A 21,753-nucleotide genomic window follows, 5' to 3' on the forward strand; every position below is an offset into this window, starting at 1 on the left:
TACTCCGACTAAATATTCGATGCTATAGTTGCCGCCAGAAAGCGCCGCAGGCGTTTATTTAAGCGCGCATCATGCACCGCCAGCCCAGCCCAATCACGCCCCAGAAAGGGATGCATTTGTCGTATTGCAGCCACACGAGTTTCAGCGCATCACGCCGTCGGCGCCCTGCGCTGCGCCGGCTCGCTCGTACGATGCTGGCGGCAGGCATGGCACTCTCGCTGCCGGTGCAGGCGGCGGCACAGGGCATGGCCCCGACACTGCTGTGGCCATATGCAGCCGCCAGCGCCACCGCCCTGGCGGGACTGGCTTGCTGGCAAGCCTGGCGGCTGCGGCAGCAGTTGCGCCGCCGGCTACTGCCCGCACATGCCCTGGCAGAACAGGATGCCGGGCAAGCCTTGCGCGGCGCGGCCCTGACTGGCTGGACCTGGCGGCGCCAGTCCGACCGCTTGCAGTTCGCGCCCCAGTACCAGGATGTGCTGGGCGACAAGAGTGCCAAACTCGACCATACACTGGCCGGCTGGCTGGCCGAAGTGCACCGGGACGACCGCGCGCGCCTGAGTCTTATATTTCGACAGCATCTGGATGGCCAGGCGCACGGCACCTTCAATTGCGAATTCCGTTTGCGCCACAGCGACGGCCACTGGCGCTGGCTGCTGGCGCGCGGCGCCGTGCTGGCACGCGCCTCTGATGGCACCGCCACGCAGGCCAGCGGTATCGTCTGCGATATCAGCGAACGCAAGCAGGACGAGCAATCGCGCATGCGTTCAATGCTGGAAGCGGCGCCCGAAGCCATGCTGGTGGCCGATGTCGAGGGCAAGGTGCATTACGCGAATCAGATCGGCGCGCGCTGCTTCGGCTATCCCCTGGCCGAATTGACGGGCATGTCACTGGAGCAACTGGTGCCGGAAAGCGCGGCCAGCCACTCCGTGGGCGACCCGCAATCGCGGCACAGCCTGCCGGGCCGGGTGATGATGGCGCGCCGCCGCGACGGTACGCACTTTCCCGCCAAGGTCAGCCTGTCGCCGCTGCGCATGGCTGGGCAAGTGTTTTCCATCGTCTCGCTGCGCGACATGACGCAGCGCCAGCGCGCCGAGGAAGCCTTGCACGCCAGTTCAGAGCGCTACCGCCTGATCGTGCAGACGGCGGCCGAAGGCATCTGGATGACGGATGCGGATGGCAAAACCACTTTCGTCAACCCGAAGATGGCGCAGATGCTGGGCTACACGGTGCAGGAAATGCTGCACCGTCCCATGCTTGACTTCATGGACCGCGACAGCCAGTTGCTGATGCAGCGCCGCCTGGCCAGCCATGGCAGCCTCGCCAGCCAGCCGGACCAGGTCGACTTCCGCTTCTTCCGCAAGGACTTGTCCAGCCTGTGGGGTTTGCTGTCGAGCACCAGTATTCAATCGGACAATGGCGAGCCGGGCGGCACGCTGGCGATGATTACCGACATCACGGAACGGCGCCAGGCGTCGATCGCCCTGTCGAATTCGAGCCAGCGCATGGCGTCCGTGTTTGGTGCCGTCACCAACGGCCTGGTGGTGCAGGACAGCCACGGCCATATCCTGGAAAGCAATGCCGCCGCCGAGCGCATGCTGGCGGCGAGCCCGGCCGGCAACAGCCTGTGGCAAGCCATCCGCGAAGACGGCTCCGCTTTCGACCAGCGCAGCCATCCCGTGCACATCACTCTGTCGACGGGTGTCGCCATGCGCGACGTGCTGATGGGCGTACAGCAGCCCGACGGCAGCCTGTCGTGGCTCTCCGTAAATACCGAGGCCATCCGCGATGAATACGGCAAGGTGGGCATGGTAGTGGCCAGCCTGACGGACATCACGTATCACAAGCGCAGCGAGAGCGCTTTGCGCGAACTCAATGAACATCTGGAAGAGCGCGTGGCGCAGCGCACCGAGCAGCTCGACCAGGCCAAGCAAGTGGCCGAAGAAGCGAGCCTGGCGAAGGGGCAATTCCTGGCCAATATGAGCCATGAAATCCGCACGCCGATGAATGGCGTGATCGGCATGGCCTATCTCGCCCTGAAAACGGACCTGGAGCCGCGCCAGCGCGATTACCTGGAAAAGATCCGCTTTGCCGGCGAGCACCTGCTGGGCATCATCGACGATATCCTCGACATCTCGAAAATCGAGGCGGGCAAGCTGGAAATCGAACGCGTCAACTTCAGTTTTGACCACGTGGTGCAAACCCTGATGACGGTGGTAGCGCCGCGCGCCGCCGGCAAGAACCTGGAACTGCTGTTCGAGATCGACCCGCAATTGCCGGCCGTGCTGGTGGGCGATCCGCTGCGCCTGGGGCAAGTGCTGATCAACTACGCCAATAACGCCATCAAGTTCAGCGAACAGGGCAGCATTACCGTGAAAGTGCGCAAGGTGGTGGCGGACGCCAAGCACTGTCTGGTGCGCTTTGAAGTATGCGACCACGGCATCGGCCTGTCGCAGGATGAAATGAGTAAACTCTTCCAGTCCTTCCAGCAAGCCGACACCTCCACCACGCGCGAATATGGCGGCACGGGCCTGGGCCTGGCCATCTGCAAGCAGCTGGCCCAGCTGATGGGTGGCGACGTGGGAGTCGACAGCCGTCCCGGCGCCGGCAGCACCTTCTGGTTCACGGCCAACCTGGGCATTTCCGACCAGGCGGCGCCGGCCATGCTCGACAGCATGGCGCAGACGGCAGCGGCCATGCGCGCCAGCGCCGACGCCGCCCTGGTCATGAGCACGCTCAAGCATGCGCGCATCCTTCTGGTGGAAGACAATACCTTCAATCAGCAAGTGGCGCTGGAATTGCTGGAAGAAGCGGGTGCCTCCGTCTGCCTGGCCAACAATGGCGAAGAGGCGCTCGACCTGTTGCGCCAGACGCAGTTCGACTGCGTGCTGATGGACGTGCAGATGCCGTTGATGGATGGCTTGCAAGCGACGCGCCACATCCGCACCGACCCGCAACTGGCGCATCTGCGCGTGCTGGCGATGACGGCTACGGCCACCAGCGAAGACCGCGTGCGCTGCCTGGAGGCGGGCATGGACGATTTCATTTCCAAACCGATCCAGCCGGCCATGATGTACCAGACCATCGCCAGCTGGCTGCCGGCGCGTGAAACGCCGCCGCCTCCCGCACGCAGCCGCGCCGCGCCCGCCTTCAAGACTACCCTGGCCGGCGACCCGCAAGTGATCGACCTGTCCATCCTGGCCAAGTTACTGGGCTACAACCCGGAGAAAGTGCGCAAATTCGCCTTCAAGTTCCTGCAGACGACGCAAGATGGCTTCGACGACATCGATGCGGCCCTGGCGCGCGGCGACGTGCGCCAGGTACGCGAACTGGGGCACCGCATCAAGTCGTCGGCGCGTACCGTGGGGGCCCTGGGGCTGGCCGAGCTGTGCCACAACCTGGAAACCCTGGCGCCAGGCGAGCCGGCCGACGAGGCTGAGCGGGCACAACGCATCGTGGCGCGCCTGTGGCCCCTGCTGGAACAGATTACCGAACAAATCATGAATAACACCAGCTTTGCCAATGACGATTAGCTACCGCCAGTGCGTTGAGGCAAGGTATCGGCATCGACAACGATGCAGCATATCAATAGGAAGACAGGACGATGAATACTGTATCAAACCAAGCAAGCCGGGAACAGAACGAAGCAGGCCTGGCGCCGCTGCGTGTGCTGCTGCTGGACGATGATGTCTTCATGCTCGACGTGCTCAGCGACATGCTCGAACATATGGGCTCGTTCGACATCCGCTGCGAGTCGCACAGCGAACAGGCGCTGGCTACCCTGAAGCAGCACCAGCCTGACCTGCTGATCTGCGACCTGTCCATGCCCGACATCGACGGCATCGAATTTTTGCGCATGGCGGCGGACAATGGCTTCCGCGGTGGCGTGGTTCTGCTGTCGGGCCTGCATTCGGCCGTGCGCCTGGCAGCCGAACGCCTGGCCGTGGCCAATGGCCTGCATATATTAGGCACCTTCCGCAAGCCGATGGAAAGCGCGGAATTGCAGCTCATGGTGAACTTGCAACTGCAGCACACGGCCCGCCAGGCCAGCGTACAGGCCTGAGCGCGGAGGATGGCCGGGAGGGCGGACGCGGCGCTGCGGGCCAGAAGGCATGCGGCTTTGCCGCCCTGCCGGCACGCACGGTGGCGATATGTTTCAAGTTTTTCCGCAATAATCGCCACGCTTTGAAAAAATGGGTTATTATTTCAGCCATCCCCGCCTGCATACCTCTGGTCGCACCTTCCAAGAATATTGAATTTGTGCCCATTGCCCCCATCTGCTAGCTGCATTCCAGGAAGCATGGATGGCGAACCAGCGTATGGTTAATCCCAGGCATTATTGATCCCACCCTCATTTGAGGAAAATATGAGCGAAAATATCAAACACATTAGCGATGCATCTTTTGAAGCAGACGTCCTGAAATCCGACTTGCCCGTCCTGGTGGACTTCTGGGCTGAGTGGTGCGGTCCCTGCAAGGCTATTGCCCCGATCCTGGAAGAAGTAGCCAAGGAATACGCAGGCCGCATCGTGATCGCCAAGATGGACGTGGACGCGAACCAGGCAGTGCCTGCCAAGTTCGGCATCCGCGGCATCCCGACCCTGATCCTGTTCAAGGATGGTGTCGCAGCTGCTCAAAAAGTGGGCGCCATGGCCAAGGGCCAGTTGACCGCTTTCGTCGACAGCAACATTTAATGTATGATAGGCAGCGCTGCGCCCGCAGCGCCGCCTGACTGGATAGACCGGGAAACGGCTTTGCCATCATTCGTGCACAGCCTACCCAATAATTAATCAACGCCACGCAGTCCCCTCCCCTACCTTTACATCCCGTCTCGGGACACTCAACACATATGCATTTATCCGAACTAAAGGCCCTACACGTATCCGCCCTGCTTGAGATGGCGATCGGTCTTGACATTGACAACGCAGCCCGCTTGCGCAAACAGGAGCTGATGTTCGCTATCCTGAAAAAACGCGCCAAGTCCGGCGAACAGATTTTCGGCGACGGCGCCCTGGAAGTGCTGCCAGACGGCTTCGGCTTCCTGCGCTCGCCTGACGCCAGCTACATGGCGTCCACCGACGACATTTACATCTCCCCTTCGCAAATCCGCCGCTTCAATCTGCACACCGGCGATTCGATCGAGGGCGAGGTACGGACCCCGAAAGATGGCGAACGCTATTTCGCATTGGTCAAAGTCGACAAGGTCAACGGCGAATCGCCGGAGATGTCGAAACACCGCATCCTGTTTGAAAACCTGACGCCGCTGCACCCGAATGAGCCGCTGCGCCTGGAACGTGAAATGAATGGCCAGGAAAACATCACCGGCCGCATCATCGACCTGATCGCACCGATCGGCAAAGGCCAGCGCGGCTTGCTGGTGGCATCGCCGAAATCCGGCAAATCCGTGATCCTGCAGCATATCGCCCATGCGATCACGGCAAATCACCCGGATATCACGCTGATCGTGCTGCTGATTGACGAACGCCCGGAAGAAGTTACCGAAATGCAACGTTCGGTACGCGGCGAAGTCGTCGCCTCGACCTTCGACGAGCCAGCCACGCGCCACGTGCAAGTGGCCGAAATGGTGCTGGAAAAAGCCAAGCGCCTGGTCGAAATGAAAAAAGACGTAGTGATCCTGCTCGACTCGATCACCCGTTTGGCGCGCGCCTACAACACCGTCATCCCTGCCTCGGGCAAGGTATTGACTGGTGGTGTCGACGCAAATGCGCTGCAACGTCCAAAACGCTTCTTCGGCGCCGCGCGCAATATCGAAGAAGGCGGCTCGCTGACCATCATCGCCACGGCGCTGATCGAAACGGGTTCGCGCATGGATGACGTGATCTTTGAAGAATTCAAGGGTACCGGCAACATGGAAGTGCATCTGGAACGCCGTCTGGCAGAAAAGCGTGTCTATCCGGCAATTAACCTGAACAAATCGGGTACCCGCCGCGAAGAACTGCTGATCAAGCCGAACGAACTGCAAAAAATCTGGATCCTGCGCAAGTTGCTGTACTCGATGGACGAGATCGAGGCGATGGAGTTCATTCTGGACAAGATGAAAGCCACGAAGAACAACGCAGAGTTTTTCGATATGATGAGACGCGGCGGCTGATTTTAGGGGTCAGACCCGTCGGGTCTGACCCCAGCCCTCCGTTGATCATCCCGCGAAAGCCGCTCATTGAGCGGCTTTTTTATTGCCGTCCGCCCGAAAGCGCTATATAATCGACGGTTGCATTATTTTAAACCCTGGCAAGTGATCGGCAATCGGGTCAAGAAGCTGGACGACCGACGAAGTGCTGTTTGGCTACCAAACTAGAGAGAAGACCATGAAAGTCGATACCCATCCAGAATACCGCGAAGTTGTTTTCCACGATCTGTCGTGCGATTTCAAATTCGTTACCCGCTCGACCATCCAAACCCGCGAAAAAATCACCCACGACGGTAAAGAATACCCACTGGTGAAGATCGAGGTTTCGGCTGAATCGCACCCATTCTTTACGGGCAAGCACAAAATCGTCGATACCGCTGGTCGCGTCGAGAAGTTCCGTCAGAAGTTCGGTACCGTTGGTTCGAAAACCGCAGTCGCAGCAGGCTGATTTTTGCCGCTTTGCGGCAAAAAAGGGCAGCTTCGGCTACCAGAGAAAAGGCAGCTACGGCTGCCTTTTTTGTCTTTGGCCGCTTTACTTTATACTCGCGCATACCCGACGCCATTCGTCGCGTCTTGCCATTTTTTTCTGATACCGACTATCGATGAAGCCAGTCCGCCTTCCCGCCGCTGCCACACTCGCGCTGCCACGATGGGCCTTGTTTGCGCTCGGCCTGCTGTACATCCTGCCTGGCCTGATCGGCCGCGAACCGTGGAAGAACGATGATGCCGCCAGTTTCGGCATCATGTGGACCATGGCACATGGCGGCCTGAGCGATTGGCTGTGGCCCAACGTGGCCGGCTTGTCCTCGCCAGAGGAAGGCCCGCTGGCCTTCTGGCTGGGCGCCATTTTCATCAAACTGTTCGGCTGGATCGACGGCGACGTCTTTGGCGCGCGCATGTCGACCATCGGCATCTTCGTCGTCAGCACCCTGTCCGTCTGGTACACCGCCTTCAACCTGGGCCGCCGCAACGATGCCCAGCCCCTGCGTCTGGCCTTCGGCGGCCAGCCCGAGCCGGACGATTTCGGCCGCACCCTGGCCGATGCCGCCGTGCTCATCTACCTTGGCTGCCTCGGCTTGCTACAGCACAGCCACGACATCACGGCCGAAGCGCTGCATGTGTCGCTGATGGCCTACCTGCTGTACCGCGCCGTGCGCTATGTGGAGGGTCCGTCCGTGCGCAATGCAGCGCTGCTGGGCCTGGCACTGGGCGGCCTGACACTCACGCGCGGCTGGATCACGCCGGCGGCGCTGAGCATCGCCATGCTGTTGTGCACCGTCTTCCTGCGCCTGCCGCTGCTGCGCAGCGTACGCCACCTGGCACTGGCCGTGCTCGTGGCCATCGCACTGGCCCTGGTCTGGCTGCTGCCGGGCGAACTGCTGCAGCCATACGGCCATTCGCCGCTGCAGGCATGGATGGAGTGGAATAGCCGCCAGTTCAGCGCCCCGAGCCTGAAAAGCCTGCAATATTTCTTCCGCGTCGGCATCTGGTTCTTCTGGCCCGCCTGGCCGTTCGCCGCCTGGGCCGTGTATGCCTGGCGCCGCCAGCACCATGTGCTGCACATCGTCGTGCCACTGACCTTTGTCGCCATGCTGGCCATCCTGGGCCTGTTCCACCCCGACCCGGAACCGAGCCAGTTGCTGCCCCTGCTGCCGCCACTGGCCGTGATGGCCGCGTTCGGCCTGCTGACCATGAAACGGGGCGCCATCAACGCCATCGACTGGTTCTCCGTGATGGTGCTGACCATCTGCGGCCTCGTCCTGTGGCTATTCTGGTTCGCCACCCTGACGGGATGGCCGCCGCGCCTGGCCTACAATGCATTGAAACTGGTGCCAGGATTCAAGCCTGAACTGGAACTGGTGGCCTTCTTCGTCGCCGCCAGCGCCAGCGCAGGCTGGGTGGCGCTGGTGCACTGGCGCATCTCGCGCCAGCCTGCCGTGCTGTGGCGCGCCGTGGTGCTGTCGTCCGGCGGCCTGATTTTGATCTGGGTGCTGATCATGACGCTGTTCTTGCCCGAGCTGAACTACAGCAAGAGCTACGCCAGCGTGGCGCACCAGATTTCCGTCCACCTGCCGCCAGGCAGCAAGTGCATCAACAGCAACGTCGGCGGCGCCCAGCGCGCCTCGTTCGCCTACTACGGCCACCTGCCGTTTGCCAGCGTGGGGCAGCAGCAATGCGATGTGTTCTTGTTACAAGACAGCATCAAGGTTCCTGACAGCAAGGAACAGCTGCCCGAGCACCACGGCGCGGACTGGATCAAGCTGTGGGAAGGACGCCGCCCCACCGATGATGTGGAACGTTTCCGCCTGTATCAGCGCGTCAGGTAACACACGAAAAAACCGGGCATGTCCCGGTTTTTTCTTGCCCGCCTGGCCAATGTCGATAATCGATAAAATGTTGCCTTTAAATATAGTCAATTACCTAAATTGAACTATAATTGCTTTTTATATTATAATGTCGGCCAGCGCGATGGCGGTGTACTTGCTTTCCCGCCCTTCCATCCCTATTACTACGAAAATATTTATGACATTTTTTGCCTCACGCACCTTGCCGCTCATCAGCGCCGCCCTGTTCGCCTTCTCCTTCAGCGCCTCGGCCCAAGCGACCGTGATTGACCTCGGCGTCGCCAACGGCTACTCGGCCTTCATCTTCGGCAACATCGGCAGCAGCGGTGCCAGCGGCTTCACCAGCGTCGGCGGCAGCATTGCCGCTGGCGGCAATATCTACCTGGACAACTACAACGTTGGCACGAATAAAAAGCCAGGCAGCGCGACCAACGCGATCGTTGCTGGCGGCGACCTGAACACGGGCTGGGGCACCATCGGTGGTTCCTCCGTGTATGGCGTCAGCAACCCCAACGCCACGTTGACAGCGCCACAATGGTTCCCACGCGACAATATCAGCAAGGGCAATGCCTCCACCCTGGACTTTGCAGCCGCCCAGCAACAGCTGACGACCCTGTCGGGCGACGTGGCCAAGCTGCAATCGAACGGCACCGTGCTTTCGCAATCGGGCGGCTACAAGCTGGTGGGCGACATCAACGCCGACGTGAATATTTTCAACATCGATGCGTCGAACCTGCATAACCTGACCCTGGACGTATCGTCGCTGAAAAGCACGGCCAGCATCATCATCAACGGCACGGCCACCGACATCACCATGAGTGGCGGCTTCGACAATTTCGGCAGCTTCGCCGACCGCACGCTGTTCAACTTTGCCAATGCCACCACCACCAGCCTGACCAATGCAGGCGTGAACGGCAGCATCCTGGCGCCGAACAGCGCGTTTTCCGGTTCGGGCAGCCTGAACGGCACCCTGATCGCCAATTCGGTCAGCTCGATCAATTATGGCCACGTCTCGATGAACGGCGCCGGCTTCAACACGGTGAACGTATCGGCCGTACCAGAGCCAGGCACCTACGCCATGCTGCTGGCCGGCCTGGGCTTGCTGGCATTCATGCGTCGCCGCACGCCAGCGCGCGCGCCGCAAGCACAACTGGCCTGAGCTTCACGCTGAATCCATGCAAAACACCGGGCCGCGCAAGCGTCCCGGTGTTTTTTTATGGACTGGCGAAACGATTATTCCGCGCTCAGACCCAGGTCCGTGGCGACTTGCTTGCGCAACAAATATTTCTGGATCTTGCCCGTCACCGTCATGGGAAATTCCTCGACGAAGCGCACATAGCGGGGAATCTTGTAATAGGCGATCTGCCCGTCGCAAAAGGCGCGGATATCCTCGCTGGTGGCCTGCGTGCCCGGACGCAGAATGATGCAGGCGCACAACTCCTCGCCATACTTGGCGTCCGGCACGCCAACGCATTGGACGTCGAGCACGCTCGGGTGGCGGTACAGGAATTCCTCGACCTCGCGCGGATAGATATTTTCGCCGCCACGGATGACCATGTCTTTCGAGCGGCCGACGATGCTGCAAAAGCCGTTCTCGTCGATGACGGCCAGGTCGCCCGTGTGCATCCAGCGCGCCGTATCGATGGCTTCGTTTGTTTTTTCCGGGTCGCCCCAGTAGCCCTGCATCACGGAATAACCGCGCGTAAGCAATTCGCCTTTCTCGCCACGTGGCACGATGCGCCCTTCCGCATCGATGATTTTCACTTCCAGGTGCGGGTGGACGCGGCCAATCGAGGACACGCGCATTTCGCGCGGGTCTTCGATCGATGTCTGGAAGCTGACGGGCGACGTTTCCGTCATGCCATACGCGATGGTAATTTCCGCCATGTGCATCAGTTCGATGACCCTCGTCATGACTTCCATCGGGCAGGGCGAGCCGGCCATGATGCCGGTGCGCAAGTTCGACAAATCGTATTGCTTGAAGTCAGGATGATCGAGGATGGCGATGAACATGGTCGGCACGCCATGTAAACCCGTGCAACGCTCGGCCTGCACGGTTTCCAGCACGGCCTTCGGGTCGAAGCCTTCACCCGGAAACACCATGGCAGCGCCATGCGTGACGCATGCGAGGTTGCCCAGCACCATGCCGAAACAGTGGTACAGGGGCACGGGGATGCACAGCCGGTCCTGTTGCGTGAGGCGCATGGCTTCACCGATGAAAAAACCGTTATTGAGGATATTGTGGTGCGTCAGGGTGGCGCCTTTCGGCGCGCCCGTAGTGCCGGACGTGAACTGAATGTTGACGGCGTCATCAAACTGCAAGGTAGCGCTGACTTCTTCCAGGTGCGCCAGGTCGGCGTCGGAGATGCCCTCCATCAAGGCATCGAAGTTATGCATGCCCGGTGTGGCGGCCGCGCCCAGGCGGATGACGTGGCGCAACTGGGGCAGGCGCGGCGACTGCAGGGCGCCCGCGCGCGAACGGGCGATCTCAGGCACTACGTCCTGCACGATGGCCAGGTAATCGCTGGACTTGAAGCTGGGCGACAGGATCAGCGCGCTGCACTGCACCTTGTCGAGCACGTATTCGAGTTCCGAACGCCGGTAGGCGGGGTTGATGTTGACCATGATCAAGCCGGCTTTCGCCGTGGCGAACTGGGTCAGCACCCATTCGGCGCAATTCTGCGACCAGATGCCGACCCGGTCGCCCGGCTGCAAGCCCAGCTTCAGCAAGCCGGCGGCCAGGCGGTGCACGCGCTGCTGGAATTCCAGATACGTCCAGCGCACGTTCTGGTGCGCCACGATCAGGGCATCGTGCTGGCCATAGCGGGCGGCGATGGCGTCCAGGTAAGCGCCTATCGTTTCGCCGATCAACGGTGTCTCGTGGGCGCCATGTACATAACTCATTGCTTGCATGCTGTCTCCAGGGTAATGGCGCGACGCGCTCTTGTTATCGTCTTCGATGCTGAAAATTATAGCCCCAACCACCCCCGCCCTGCACCGGCTTGCTGTAATGTGCAGGCCGGTGCCACATTATCCGGGCACGACACGGACACGAAGGCATGGACAGCACAGTACCCCCTCCCGCACAGGGCTTTATCCTGACCCGCCACTGGCGCGATACCAGCGCCGGCACCGAGGTCGATTTCTGGCTGGCAACGGATGCAGGCCCCCGCCACGTGCGCCTGCCCGTGCAGACGGCGGTCGCCTTTATTCCCATGGAGCAGCGCGAGCAGGCGGAACTGCTGCTGCGCGGCGAGCGCCATGCAGAGCTGCGGCCCCTGTCGCTGAGCGATTTCCACCACCGCCCCGTACTGGGCTTGTACTGCAAGCAATACCGGCATTTGCTGAAGCTGGAAAAGCAGTTGCGCGCCCACGGCATCGATGTGTACGAAGCCGACATCCGCCCGCCCGAGCGCTATCTGATGGAGCGCTTCATCACGGCGCCGGTATCGTTCAAGGGAGAAACACTGCAGGAAGTGCAGCTCAAGCCGGCGCCCGGCTACCGCCCCACCTTGAAACTGGTGTCGCTCGATATCGAGACGACGGCGCATGGCGAGCTGTATTCGCTGGCGCTGGAAGGCTGCGGCCAGCGCCAGGTCTACATGCTGGGGCCGCAAAACGGCGGCGACGAGACACTCGATTTCGACCTCGAATACTGCGACAGCCGCGCACAGATCCTCGAGCGCCTGAACACCTGGATGGAACGCCACGATCCGGACGCCATCATCGGCTGGAACCTGGTGCAGTTCGACTTGCGCGTGCTCAAGGTACATGCCGAGCGCTATCAAATTCCCTTGCGGCTGGGACGCGGCGGCGCCGTCATGGAATGGCGCGAGCATGGCGGCAAGCAGGAACACTATTTTGCCGCTGCGGCGGGACGGCTGATCATCGACGGCATCGAAGCCTTGAAGTCGGCGACGTGGAATTTCTCTTCGTTCAGCCTGGAAAACGTGGCGCAGACGCTCCTGGGCGAAGGCAAGTCCATCGACAATCCCTATCAGCGCATGGCCGAGATCGACCGGCGTTTCCGCGAGGATAAACCTGCGCTGGCGCGCTACAACCTCAAGGATTGCGAACTGGTCACGCGCATCTTCGCGAAAACCGAGTTGCTGACCTTTCTCCTGGAACGGGCCAGCGTGACGGGCCTGGCAGCCGACCGCAGCGGCGGCTCCGTGGCCGCCTTCGAGCACCTGTACCTGCCACTGATGCACCGGCAGGGCTACGTGGCGCCCAACCTGGGCGATGTGTCCGGCGAAAACAGCCCGGGCGGCTTCGTCATGGATTCCCAGTCGGGGCTGTACGACTCCGTGCTGGTGCTCGACTACAAAAGCCTGTACCCGTCCATCATCCGCACTTTTCTGATCGACCCCGTGGGCCTGGTGGTGGGCACGAGCGGCGACGAAGCCGATACCGTGCCGGGCTACCGGGGCGCGCAATTTTCGCGCGTGAAACATTGCCTGCCCGCCATCGTGCAACAGGTGTGGCAAGGGCGCGAGGCGGCCAAGCGCGAACGCAATGCGCCGCTGTCGCAAGCGCTAAAGATCATCATGAACGCGTTTTACGGCGTGCTGGGGTCCAGCGGCTGCCGCTTCTTCGACCCGCGCCTGGCCTCGTCGATCACCCTGCGCGGCCACGACATCATGCACCGCACGCGCGAGCTGATCACCGAACAGGGCTACCAGGTCATCTATGGCGACACGGATTCCACCTTTGTGTGGCTGAAAACGGCGCATAGCGACGAAGAGGCTGGCAAGATCGGCCGCGCGCTGGTGACGCACGTGAATGCCTGGTGGGAGCGGCACCTGCGCGAGGAATTCGGCCTGGACAATGCGCTGGAGCTGGAATTCGAGACGCATTACCGGCGTTTCCTGATGCCCACCATCCGCGGCTCGGAAGAAGGCAGCAAGAAGCGCTACGCGGGCCTGGTGGGCAAGCCCGACGGTAGCGAAGAGATGGTCTACAAGGGCCTGGAAACGGTGCGTAGCGACTGGACGCCGCTGGCGCAGCAATTCCAGCAAGAGTTATACCGGCGCATCTTCCAGCGCGCCGCCTACCAGGACTATGTGCGCGACTACGTGGCGCGCACCGTGCGCGGCGAATGCGACGCTTTATTGGTCTATCGCAAGCGCTTGCGCCGCCCCCTCGACGACTACCAGCGCAACGTGCCGCCCCATGTACGCGCGGCGCGCACGGCCGACGCCTACAACCTGGCGCAGGGCCGGCCGCTGCAATACCAGAATGGCGGATGGATCAGTTATGTGATCACGGTGGCCGGGCCGGAACCGCTGGAAACGCAGCGCTCGCCCATCGATTACCACCATTACCTGACGCGCCAGCTGCAGCCGGTGGCCGACGCGATACTGCCCTTCCTGGGCGACGACTTTTCGCGCCTCGTATCGGGCCAGCAGGATTTGTTTTAGGTCAATTTTACTGACCGGCACGGCCAAGCTGAGGTAATATCGGCGCCTGCCAGGCCAGTCCGCAGGCGCTGCGCGTCACGGCAGCGTAAAATACGCCATGGCGAAAGAATAAGAGCTCCACCGCAGAAGAAGATGCCGCTCCAGACGAGAATCGTTCGCAACATGATTTTCCCAGCTGAAATGGCGCATAATTTACAACCATGTTGAACCAGCGGGCAGCAGCACTAGCCATCTGCCCTGCTAATTTTTGAATGAATTGACACCATGACCGAGATTACGTCCTTAAGAGACATCCCGCAAAAAAATATCTTCCGCAAGGGCGACACCTTTGTGCTGTTCGGCGAGCTGTTCGGCCGCGGCTATGTGAATGGCTTGCTGGACGAAGCGCGCAAGGCGGGGATGAATATCGTCGGCATGACGGTCGGCCGCCGCGATGAAAACATGGCGCTGCGCCCACTGAACGCGGAAGAGCTGGCGGAAGCCGAAGCCAACCTGGGCGGCCGCATCATCAATGTGCCGCTGATGGCCGGTTTCGACCTCGACGCGCCAGCCGGCGAGCCGACGCCGACGGCCCTGCTGGCCGACATGACCCTGAAAAGCTGGCAAGAAGACAAGCTGGACTGGGCGCAGATCGAACGCTGCCGCGAAGCAGGCATCGCCCGCTTCAGCGCTTCCGTGGCGAAAGCCATGGCCGAGCTGGACAGCCTGATTCCTGACGGCAGCAATGTGTATTTCGCCCACACCATGGCTGGCGGCATTCCCAAAGTCAAAGTCTTCCTGGCGATCGCCAACCGCATCTACAAGGGCCGCGGCGAGCGCTTCATGTCCTCGCGCGCCCTGCTCGACAGCGACCTGGGCAAATTGATCCTGATGAACTTCGACGAAGTCACGGCCAACACCCTGCAGCACCTGATCGACGGCAGCGCCGCCATCCGCGCTCGCATCGAGCAAACGGGCGGCCAGGTGCGCTACAGCGCCTACGGCTACCACGGCACCGAGATCTTGATCGACGGCAAATACCAGTGGCAAACGTATAGCAACTATACGCAAGGCCTGGCCAAGATGCGCCTGGAAAACGTGGCCAAGGCCGCGTGGGAAAAAGGCATCAAGGCCACCGTCTTCAATTGCCCGGAAATCCGCACGAATTCGTCCGACATTTTTGTCGGCGTGGAACTGTCGCTGTTCCCCCTGCTCGACGCACTGAAAAAAGAAGGCGGCAGCGCCTGGGCCGAAGAGCAATGGAAAATCTGCCAGGGCTTGCTGGAAGACGGTGTCTCGCTGCAAGACTTGCTCGACCGTATCGCCACCTACAACGGCGACGCCACCAGCGTGCAGTTCCGCAACTTCGCCGCCTGGCCGATGGACAACACGCCAGAGCTGGCCGAAGTCATGATCGGCACCTCGGACGACATTACCAAGCTGCACAAGGACCGCAAGGAACTGATCACGGACCACCTGAGCTCGCTGGTGCTGGAAGGCACGGGCCCGCTGATGTTCCACGCCATGTCGGAGCCGCAAGCGCCCGTCGTCTGGCTTAACCACGACATCATCGCGCGTCAGCTGAACTCGGTTCACAACTGAGCTTGATGTAGCGCAAGCTGCAAGACACCGACGGCCCGGCTCATCCCCGGGCCGTCGGCGTTTCCGGCGCCGCATTACGTATCTCTTGCGCGCGCACGACGGATACCCCGCCATCGGCCAGCAGCGCCGTGCGGTGGTGAAGCTGGACGCATCGGAAGCCAGGTACAGCGCCGAGCGGGCGATTGCGTCCGGCGAGACCAGGCGCTTCAATGCATGCAAGCCCGCCCCCCTAGGGCGTGGCAGCCACCGCGCGCCCCGTCGGCGTATCTGCCCCTCCCGGCAACAAGGCATACACGCGGATGCTTTCCAGTTGTTGCATGGGATATCCATCCAGGTAATGAAGGGACACGACGAGACGGCTGGCCAGGCGCGGCACTCCGCTTCCTGTGCTGGAACCGGCACGTTCAAGGATGCTCAATGCTCATGTAAAACACACGCCAAGCATAAAACTTGCCAGATTGTGACAAATCAGTGATAATGCGTCTCGCGTTGCCGGGATGGCGGAATAGGTAGACGCACGGGACTCAAAATCCCGCGCTGGAAACAGCGTGCCGGTTCGATTCCGGCTCCCGGCACCACAGAACAAATCGAAGAAGTACCGACAAAGCCATTAAATCCAATAAAATCAAGGATTTAGTGGCTTTTTTCTTGCCTGTTCGTTCCGAACAATACCGATTATTCCCGATAGAAACAGCTGGTCATTACGCAATGATTAGCCACAGAAGCCGCTGCTTGAGCGGTCGAAGGGGAAGCGCTACTGTGCCGCAGCGACGTATACGTCTTGAATCGGTATGGGGGCCTACGGTCAGGGGCGACCTCAACTTGATCTCGCATGGTGTGTGGTGAAGATAGACCGCGCCAACCCAATGCCACCGAGCAGACCCGCTCAGAAAATACAACGCCAACGCATTCCAGCGGCAATTTGCCAATGCCCGGAGCAAGGGCCATGAAGCACCTCAATGCAAAGCCTCATGGCTTGCCGATGAATAGGCCCGCAGCGATGCTGATGGGCCGAGGCGAGCGCTGACCCGCCTGCCGATGCTGCCCGAGCCGCATCGGCGAATTGCTGCCGCATCACTGGATATCGGCCGACGATTCTTTACCCTCAGGGGAGGGTCATGTCCAAACCGACCATACTGACAACGACAAAGGTGACGATCCCCAGGGCCAGGAGCGATAGCACGAAGACTCCGACCACCTTGCTGCTTGCGCGCAGCACCGCGCGATTCTGCTTCGCCTTATCCTTATCCTTCTTGCCTTGATCGTAATGCCACTTGATGGCGAAGAACATGCCAATGCTGAGCACGAGAGCCTTGAACGTAACGAAGACTATAGGGGTCCAATCTATCATTTTGAGTATTTCCAGTCTATTACTTGACACTATCCATCGTGAGGAGCACTACCTCAAAACGCTGCTTCCGCAGCTTCTGTTCAAACCATCCCACAGGCATCCTGTTTGAATCTTTCATTATATCTAGCTATGAAATAACAATGGCATCGAGCGTAGTGATTTGCCGAATGCAGATGAGAGAGGAGAAAACGTCAGCAACTGCCATGCAAGGATGGTGTTACTGCACGCTCTGATGCATACTACTTAAAAACAATTTCCATACATTGAGACAAAATGTCCCAGTTGAAAACCATACAAGATGAACATTTACCTATCTGGATGCCGCGCTTGGCCGGGAACAGAGGGCCACGCTTTTTGCAGATTGCCGATGCGTTGCAGGCGGCGGTGGCAGACGGATCTTTGACACCGGGTGACCGCCTGCCTACGCAGCGCCAGTTGGCAGCACAGCTGGACGTCGACCTGACGACGATCACGCGCGCATATGACGAAGCCAGGCGCCGCAACTTGCTGGAAGGCCGCGGCGCGCGAGGCACTTATGTCGCGGCGCCGAAGGTCGAATTGACCGCTATCCTCGACCTGAGCATGAATACGCCGCCACCGCCGGATGGCGTGGACTTCGACGACATGTTGAAACAAGGTTTGTCCCAGGTCTTGATGAGGGCAGACAATGAATTGCTGATGACTTACCATTTGGGCGGGGGAAGCGACTCCGACCGCAAGGCTGGAGCCAAATGGCTGGCACCGATGTTTGGACATCTGGATTCTCAACAGGTTGTCGTCTGTCCGGGTGCGCAAGCGGCGATCGCCGCATTGATCCTTGCGCTGACGGAGCCTGGCGACGTTATCCTGGCAGAGCCAAGCAGTTATCCCGGCTTGCGTGCCGCAGCGACCCAATTCGGCCGGCACATCATTGCGGTGGAAGCGGACAGGCATGGGATGGTGCCTGAGAGGCTTGAGGAAGCGTGCCGCCAGCACAAGCCTGGGCTGGTCTACCTCAATCCGACATTACAGAACCCGACCGCCATCACCATGCCGGAAGGCCGGCGCAGTGAGCTCGCCAGCATCGCGAAGCGCTGCAATGTACGCATCGTCGAGGACGATCCCTACTGGCTCCTTGCCGATGCCCCGCCACCTCCTATTGCCACGTTTGCCCCGGAACAGGTGGTCTACATCTCAACCCTGTCGAAATGCCTGACGCCTGGCTTGCGTGTCGCCTTCGTGCTGATACGCGACCCGCACGAACGCGAACGCTTCCTGGTCGCGCTAAGATCATTTGCGCTGATGGTCGCTCCGCTGACTGCCGCACTGGCCACGCAGTGGATACTCGACGGTTCGGCCGACGGATTGATGGAGGGCGTACGCAAGGAGGCGCGCCTGCGCCACCGGATGGCTCGGGATATTCTGGCGGGGCGGTACAGCGGCTTTGGAGACGGCCTGCATGTCTGGCTCGAGTTGCCGGCGTATTGGAACTCCTTGCAGCTTGCGCGTGCAGCCGCTAGCTCCGGCATCGCAGTCACGCCGGCGGAGGCATTCGCAACTGGCAGCGTCTCCGTGAATGCAATTCGGATTTCTTTGGGGTGCATCAAGGACCGTGGACGCTTGCAGGCGGGCCTTCAACGGCTGTCTCACCTGCTGGCGCGACGACCCGAGTCATTCAGCGCCGCGGTGGTTTGACTGTCCTGGAAACACCGTGCTGCATCCGGGAGTGATGGCAATGCGGTCGCCCATTGGTTTGCTGTCTCCGTGTTTATTTATCGTGAGATCAGGCGCGACAGTGAACAGACTGGAAGAAAACTACCTTGGCCGTGCAGCACAATGTCCGCTTTGGGGTGCGGATTCAAGCGGACACCGCAGCAGGGAAGCTGCCGCATCCGGCTAGCCAAACGGCCGCACGCCAAACAGCACGCCATGCAACCAGAATGCCAGCAGCAGCCACAGCGCACAGCCCGCGACTATGGCGATCAGGGTGCCTGTCACGGTGCCGCCCTGGTATGCCACGCCGGTCGCGCGGTCGCGCCGCACGGCGGCATACAGATCAAGCAGCGACCAGGCGAGGAAGCCGCCGAACAGCAACACGTCGGCCAGGCTGCCGTTGGCCAGCAGATGCGCCACGGCCCAGAGTTGCGTGCCCAGCAGCATGGGATGGTGCACCCAGGTCTTGATGCGGTTGCGCGGTACATTGGCCGCCGCCAATAAAATCAGCGAGAACAGCATCAACAGGCCGCTGGCGTGACGCAAGCCCATGGGCGGCGCCCACAGGACCAACTGTTGCTGACGCGCCAGGCCGTAGCCCCAGATGATCAGGCCCAGCCCGGCAAACGCGACGAGCGAATATAGCCCCTTCCAGCGCTTTTCGCCGATGCGCGCCAGCTGGGCACTGCGCCAGCCGTCGGCGACAATGCGCACCGAGTGCAAGCCCAGGAACAGCAACAAACCGAGTATCAGCACCGTCATCGTCTTCTCCCGCAGTCAATACCAGCTATCGAGCATACGCGACACCATGACCGGTGCCGGCCACGCAGATCAACGTTCCTCGCGATAATAGTCGCAGCCCTCGAACGTGGTGCGCAACGCCTGTTGCAGCTGGGCGTAGCGCTCGGGCGTCAAATTAAAGCGCACGTCGATCTGGCCGTCGTCATCCATCTGCATGGCCGCCTCGGCATCCATCTGCACGGACAGGCGGTTCGGATGCAGGATCACGGCATGCATGTGGCCATACCAGGCAAATTCCTGGCCGCCATATTCAATATAGGGTTCGTCCATGCCCATGGCGACGTCCTGCTCGTCATACTTGTCGGCGCGCTGCAGCATCAGGTAGACGGGCTCGCCTTTGCCGGCTGGCGCGGCCAGGGTGGTGATCAGGGCGTCGTCTTCATTAATAACGGACAATTCGGTGGCGGTAAATCCTGCGGACATGGCGTGCTTTCAACAAATAGGGGGATGACGCCACCATAGCGCAAAAGCGCCCCGGACGACATAGGGGCCGGCGAATAAAGCGTGCCGCCCTGGAAACGCATCGCCGCCTATAATTACCGCTCCAACCAATTCACAGGAGAGCGTCTTGACCGCAGCATCGCCCTACACCACCCGCCTGGCCATTCCCCCGGTCGCCACCTACCAGCAGCTGCGCGTTGCCGCCGGCCTGAGCGCGAAAACCACGGAGGCAGCGGCCAAGGGCTTGCCACACTCCCTGTTTGCCGTGCAAGTGCTGCACGGCGACACCGTGGTGGGCATGGGCAGGGTCATCGGCGATGGCGGCTGCTTCTTCCAGGTGGTCGATATCGCCGTGCTGCCGGCCCACCAGGGCCAGGGCTTGGGCAAGCTGATCATGCGCGAAATCCGCCAGTTCATCGACAGCGACGTGCCGGAAAGCGCGTATGTCAGCCTGATCGCCGATGGCCAGGCGCAAGACCTGTATGCGCAGTTCGGTTTCAAGCACACAGCGCCCGCCTCGGTCGGCATGGCGCTGAAGCGTTAGGCGCCCGATGCCTGCCTGGCTGCTATGCAGCATGGCGCTGGCGCTGCTGCTGTCGGCCGGCGCCTGGCGCGCCGAGCGCCTGCTGCAGCGGCGCGGGCGCACGACGCGCTGGCTGTGGCTGGCGGCCATTGCCGCGTCCGTCATCGTACCCCTGGCATGGCTGCCGGGCGTGCTGGCGGCCATGCCGGCGGAACAGGCGCAGCTGAAACTGGGCTGGTTTGTCTTGTCGGTGGGCATGCTACTGCTGTTGGCGCTGCGCAGCGCCTGGCTGCTGTCGCACCAGCGCCGCTGGCAAAAGACCAGTCTGCTGGGTACACCCGTCTTCCTGAGCGGCGGCATCGGCCCCTGCGTGGCGGGGCTGCTGCGGCCCCGCATCGTGATGCCCGTCTGGCTGCAACTGATTCCACCCCGGCAGCAGGCGCTGCTGCTGGCGCACGCGCAATGCCGGCTGGCCGCGCGCGACCCGCAGCTGCTGGCCTTGGCCTACGCATTGCTCGTGCTCATGCCGTGGAACCTGCCCCTGTGGTGGCAGTTGCACCGGCTGCGCTTTGCCATCGAAGTCGATTGCGACGCACGCATGCTGGCGCACGGCCACGCGCTGCGCGACTATGCCATCGTCCTGCGCCAGCACGGCCAGTATTATTCGGGGCTGACGGGCGCCTCGCCTATCGTACTGAACGCCCCGCGCGCACTGCGCCGGCGCCGCCATCTGATGGCCAGATTTACCCGGAAGCAGGCGACGAACTTGCTATAGTAGCGGCAACGCCGCGCAGCCCGCCCGCGCCCCGGTTCCCACCTTAGAAATCAGAGAGATACCATGCTTTACCTGCTTGCCATCGTCATCGTCATCGCCCTGCTGTATTACGTCTTCAGCGGCCGCACACCCGTGAAACCGCTGCACAAGCCGCTCGTCTCGGTGCGCCAGTACGTGCCGGCGATTCCTCCCGGTGCCCCTGCACATCACTGGAACGACGAGGGGCGCTTTGCGTCGGAAGTGGAAAACGAATCGATGTACCAGCCCGCCATCGCCAAACTGGCCGGCGAGCACGGCCCTGGCAACGCGGAAGAAAAATGCCTGGCCCTGCTCGTCTGCGACGATGCCAATCCGTTCCAGGACAAGGCCATCGCCGTCTTCATCGATGGCCAGCTGGTGGGTTACCTGTCGCACAACGACGCCCTGCGCCTGCGCCGCAATCTGGGCCGCCAGGACCTGGTGGGCCAGCTGACCTCGTGCGATGCCGTCATTCGCGGCGGCGGGCTGTGGAATGGCAAGCGCCTGTCGTATGCCGTGTGGCTGGACTTGCAGCCCTACAATTAAGTGAACTCCCGCCACGGCCAGCGTTGTTGCGTCACACAAAGAAGTGCCGACACGATGCTGCCGACGCCGATGCAGACCACTGGAAGGGCAAGGAGTTCACGACCATTATCGCTGGC

The 21,753-nt window shown here is 61.3% G+C and carries 17 protein-coding genes, 1 tRNA gene and 1 pseudogene; 14 read left to right on the plus strand and 5 right to left on the minus strand.

The features are described from left to right. The first annotated feature begins 206 nt into the window (after positions 1-206). From ACQ4WZ_RS16880 to ACQ4WZ_RS16910, 7 genes are all read left to right on the plus strand, one after another. Positions 207-3,530 (plus strand): PAS domain-containing hybrid sensor histidine kinase/response regulator, encoded by a 3,324-nt coding sequence (locus ACQ4WZ_RS16880; RefSeq protein ID WP_133989229.1) that lies wholly within the window; start codon positions 207-209, stop codon positions 3,528-3,530. A 71-nt stretch (positions 3,531-3,601) separates the two neighbouring features. Continuing rightward, on the plus strand, positions 3,602-4,060 hold the full coding sequence (locus ACQ4WZ_RS16885; RefSeq protein ID WP_101482890.1) for a response regulator: 459 nt from the start codon (positions 3,602-3,604) through the stop codon (positions 4,058-4,060). Positions 4,061-4,363: 303 nt separating this feature from the next. After that, positions 4,364-4,690 carry a thioredoxin TrxA gene (trxA, locus tag ACQ4WZ_RS16890; RefSeq protein WP_071075390.1) on the plus strand — a complete coding sequence of 109 codons (327 nt, stop codon included), beginning with the start codon at positions 4,364-4,366 and terminating at the stop codon, positions 4,688-4,690. Positions 4,691-4,845: 155 nt separating this feature from the next. Beyond that, positions 4,846-6,108 (plus strand): transcription termination factor Rho, encoded by a 1,263-nt coding sequence (gene rho / locus ACQ4WZ_RS16895; RefSeq protein WP_034746249.1) that lies wholly within the window; start codon positions 4,846-4,848, stop codon positions 6,106-6,108. A 214-nt stretch (positions 6,109-6,322) separates the two neighbouring features. Next, positions 6,323-6,592, plus strand: coding sequence for a type B 50S ribosomal protein L31 (locus ACQ4WZ_RS16900; protein WP_010401544.1), 270 nt, complete (start codon positions 6,323-6,325; stop codon positions 6,590-6,592). Between the two features lie 154 nt (positions 6,593-6,746). Then, on the plus strand, positions 6,747-8,471 hold the full coding sequence (locus ACQ4WZ_RS16905) for an ArnT family glycosyltransferase (protein ID WP_133989228.1): 1,725 nt from the start codon (positions 6,747-6,749) through the stop codon (positions 8,469-8,471). Positions 8,472-8,667: 196 nt separating this feature from the next. Beyond that, positions 8,668-9,648 (plus strand): choice-of-anchor A family protein, encoded by a 981-nt coding sequence (locus ACQ4WZ_RS16910; RefSeq protein WP_101482892.1) that lies wholly within the window; start codon positions 8,668-8,670, stop codon positions 9,646-9,648. A 74-nt stretch (positions 9,649-9,722) separates the two neighbouring features. Here ACQ4WZ_RS16910 and ACQ4WZ_RS16915 read toward each other — a convergent pair whose 3' ends face one another. Further along, on the minus strand, positions 9,723-11,402 hold the full coding sequence (locus tag ACQ4WZ_RS16915; RefSeq protein ID WP_101482893.1) for an AMP-binding protein: 1,680 nt from the start codon (positions 11,400-11,402) through the stop codon (positions 9,723-9,725). Positions 11,403-11,548: 146 nt separating this feature from the next. Between ACQ4WZ_RS16915 and ACQ4WZ_RS16920 the strand changes: the two genes are divergently transcribed. Beyond that, on the plus strand, positions 11,549-13,909 hold the full coding sequence (locus tag ACQ4WZ_RS16920; RefSeq protein ID WP_436574026.1) for a DNA polymerase II: 2,361 nt from the start codon (positions 11,549-11,551) through the stop codon (positions 13,907-13,909). A gap of 264 nt (positions 13,910-14,173) precedes the next feature. Continuing rightward, positions 14,174-15,490, plus strand: a complete 1,317-nt coding sequence (locus tag ACQ4WZ_RS16925; protein ID WP_101482895.1) for an enoyl ACP reductase FabMG family protein — start codon at positions 14,174-14,176, stop codon at positions 15,488-15,490. Positions 15,491-15,530: 40 nt separating this feature from the next. Here the strand turns inward: ACQ4WZ_RS16925 and ACQ4WZ_RS16930 are convergent. After that, positions 15,531-15,791 (minus strand): annotated as a pseudogene (locus ACQ4WZ_RS16930) (SDR family oxidoreductase); the annotation flags it as partial. Between the two features lie 190 nt (positions 15,792-15,981). Between ACQ4WZ_RS16930 and ACQ4WZ_RS16935 the strand changes: the two are divergent. Continuing rightward, a tRNA-Leu gene (locus ACQ4WZ_RS16935) sits at positions 15,982-16,068 on the plus strand. A 527-nt stretch (positions 16,069-16,595) separates the two neighbouring features. Here ACQ4WZ_RS16935 and ACQ4WZ_RS16940 read toward each other — a convergent pair. Then, the gene (locus ACQ4WZ_RS16940) at positions 16,596-16,841 is read right to left on the minus strand and encodes a hypothetical protein (RefSeq protein WP_101482896.1); all 246 of its coding nucleotides are present in this window, start codon (positions 16,839-16,841) and stop codon (positions 16,596-16,598) included. A gap of 273 nt (positions 16,842-17,114) precedes the next feature. Here ACQ4WZ_RS16940 and ACQ4WZ_RS16945 point away from each other — a divergent pair, with 273 nt between their 5' ends. After that, entirely contained in the window at positions 17,115-18,515 is a 1,401-nt protein-coding gene (locus tag ACQ4WZ_RS16945; RefSeq protein WP_436574027.1) for an aminotransferase-like domain-containing protein, read from the plus strand. Between the two features lie 201 nt (positions 18,516-18,716). On the opposite strand, the gene ACQ4WZ_RS16950 is transcribed toward ACQ4WZ_RS16945, so the two are convergent. Then, positions 18,717-19,295: an NnrU family protein gene (locus ACQ4WZ_RS16950; RefSeq protein ID WP_436574028.1), complete on the minus strand. Its 579-nt coding sequence runs from the start codon at positions 19,293-19,295 to the stop codon at positions 18,717-18,719. 69 nt (positions 19,296-19,364) lie between these two features. After that, the gene (locus ACQ4WZ_RS16955; RefSeq protein WP_436574029.1) at positions 19,365-19,757 is read right to left on the minus strand and encodes an Imm10 family immunity protein; all 393 of its coding nucleotides are present in this window, start codon (positions 19,755-19,757) and stop codon (positions 19,365-19,367) included. A 145-nt stretch (positions 19,758-19,902) separates the two neighbouring features. Between ACQ4WZ_RS16955 and ACQ4WZ_RS16960 the strand changes: the two genes are divergently transcribed. The 3 genes from ACQ4WZ_RS16960 (at position 19,903) to ACQ4WZ_RS16970 (ending at position 21,637) form a co-directional block, all read left to right on the plus strand. Continuing rightward, positions 19,903-20,319 (plus strand): GNAT family N-acetyltransferase, encoded by a 417-nt coding sequence (locus ACQ4WZ_RS16960; RefSeq protein ID WP_101482899.1) that lies wholly within the window; start codon positions 19,903-19,905, stop codon positions 20,317-20,319. Positions 20,320-20,326: 7 nt separating this feature from the next. Then, complete coding sequence (locus ACQ4WZ_RS16965) at positions 20,327-21,073, plus strand: M56 family metallopeptidase (protein WP_436574030.1); 747 nt, start codon at positions 20,327-20,329, stop codon at positions 21,071-21,073. Positions 21,074-21,136: 63 nt separating this feature from the next. After that, entirely contained in the window at positions 21,137-21,637 is a 501-nt protein-coding gene (locus tag ACQ4WZ_RS16970; protein WP_101482901.1) for a hypothetical protein, read from the plus strand. The last annotated feature ends 116 nt before the right edge of the window (positions 21,638-21,753 follow it).

The sequence above is a fragment of the Janthinobacterium darwini genome (assembly GCF_051380905.1).
In the GTDB taxonomy this organism is placed as follows: Bacteria; Pseudomonadota; Gammaproteobacteria; order Burkholderiales; family Burkholderiaceae_D; genus Janthinobacterium.

Excerpts from the sequence above, each read along its gene's own strand:
- rho (WP_034746249.1), top strand. The coding sequence starts at position 4,846 with ATGCATTTATCCGAACTAAAGGCCCTACACGTATCCGCCCTGCTTGAG.
- ACQ4WZ_RS16910 (WP_101482892.1), top strand. The coding sequence starts at position 8,668 with ATGACATTTTTTGCCTCACGCACCTTGCCGCTCATCAGCGCCGCCCTG.
- ACQ4WZ_RS16885 (WP_101482890.1), top strand. The coding sequence starts at position 3,602 with ATGAATACTGTATCAAACCAAGCAAGCCGGGAACAGAACGAAGCAGGC.
- ACQ4WZ_RS16940 (WP_101482896.1), bottom strand. The coding sequence starts at position 16,841 with ATGATAGATTGGACCCCTATAGTCTTCGTTACGTTCAAGGCTCTCGTG.
- ACQ4WZ_RS16905 (WP_133989228.1), top strand. The coding sequence starts at position 6,747 with ATGAAGCCAGTCCGCCTTCCCGCCGCTGCCACACTCGCGCTGCCACGA.
- ACQ4WZ_RS16945 (WP_436574027.1), top strand. The coding sequence starts at position 17,115 with ATGTCCCAGTTGAAAACCATACAAGATGAACATTTACCTATCTGGATG.
- ACQ4WZ_RS16920 (WP_436574026.1), top strand. The coding sequence starts at position 11,549 with ATGGACAGCACAGTACCCCCTCCCGCACAGGGCTTTATCCTGACCCGC.
- ACQ4WZ_RS16925 (WP_101482895.1), top strand. The coding sequence starts at position 14,174 with ATGACCGAGATTACGTCCTTAAGAGACATCCCGCAAAAAAATATCTTC.
- ACQ4WZ_RS16900 (WP_010401544.1), top strand. The coding sequence starts at position 6,323 with ATGAAAGTCGATACCCATCCAGAATACCGCGAAGTTGTTTTCCACGAT.
- ACQ4WZ_RS16950 (WP_436574028.1), bottom strand. The coding sequence starts at position 19,295 with ATGACGGTGCTGATACTCGGTTTGTTGCTGTTCCTGGGCTTGCACTCG.
- ACQ4WZ_RS16970 (WP_101482901.1), top strand. The coding sequence starts at position 21,137 with ATGCTTTACCTGCTTGCCATCGTCATCGTCATCGCCCTGCTGTATTAC.
- trxA (WP_071075390.1), top strand. The coding sequence starts at position 4,364 with ATGAGCGAAAATATCAAACACATTAGCGATGCATCTTTTGAAGCAGAC.
- ACQ4WZ_RS16965 (WP_436574030.1), top strand. The coding sequence starts at position 20,327 with ATGCCTGCCTGGCTGCTATGCAGCATGGCGCTGGCGCTGCTGCTGTCG.
- ACQ4WZ_RS16880 (WP_133989229.1), top strand. The coding sequence starts at position 207 with ATGGCACTCTCGCTGCCGGTGCAGGCGGCGGCACAGGGCATGGCCCCG.
- ACQ4WZ_RS16915 (WP_101482893.1), bottom strand. The coding sequence starts at position 11,402 with ATGCAAGCAATGAGTTATGTACATGGCGCCCACGAGACACCGTTGATC.
- ACQ4WZ_RS16955 (WP_436574029.1), bottom strand. The coding sequence starts at position 19,757 with ATGTCCGCAGGATTTACCGCCACCGAATTGTCCGTTATTAATGAAGAC.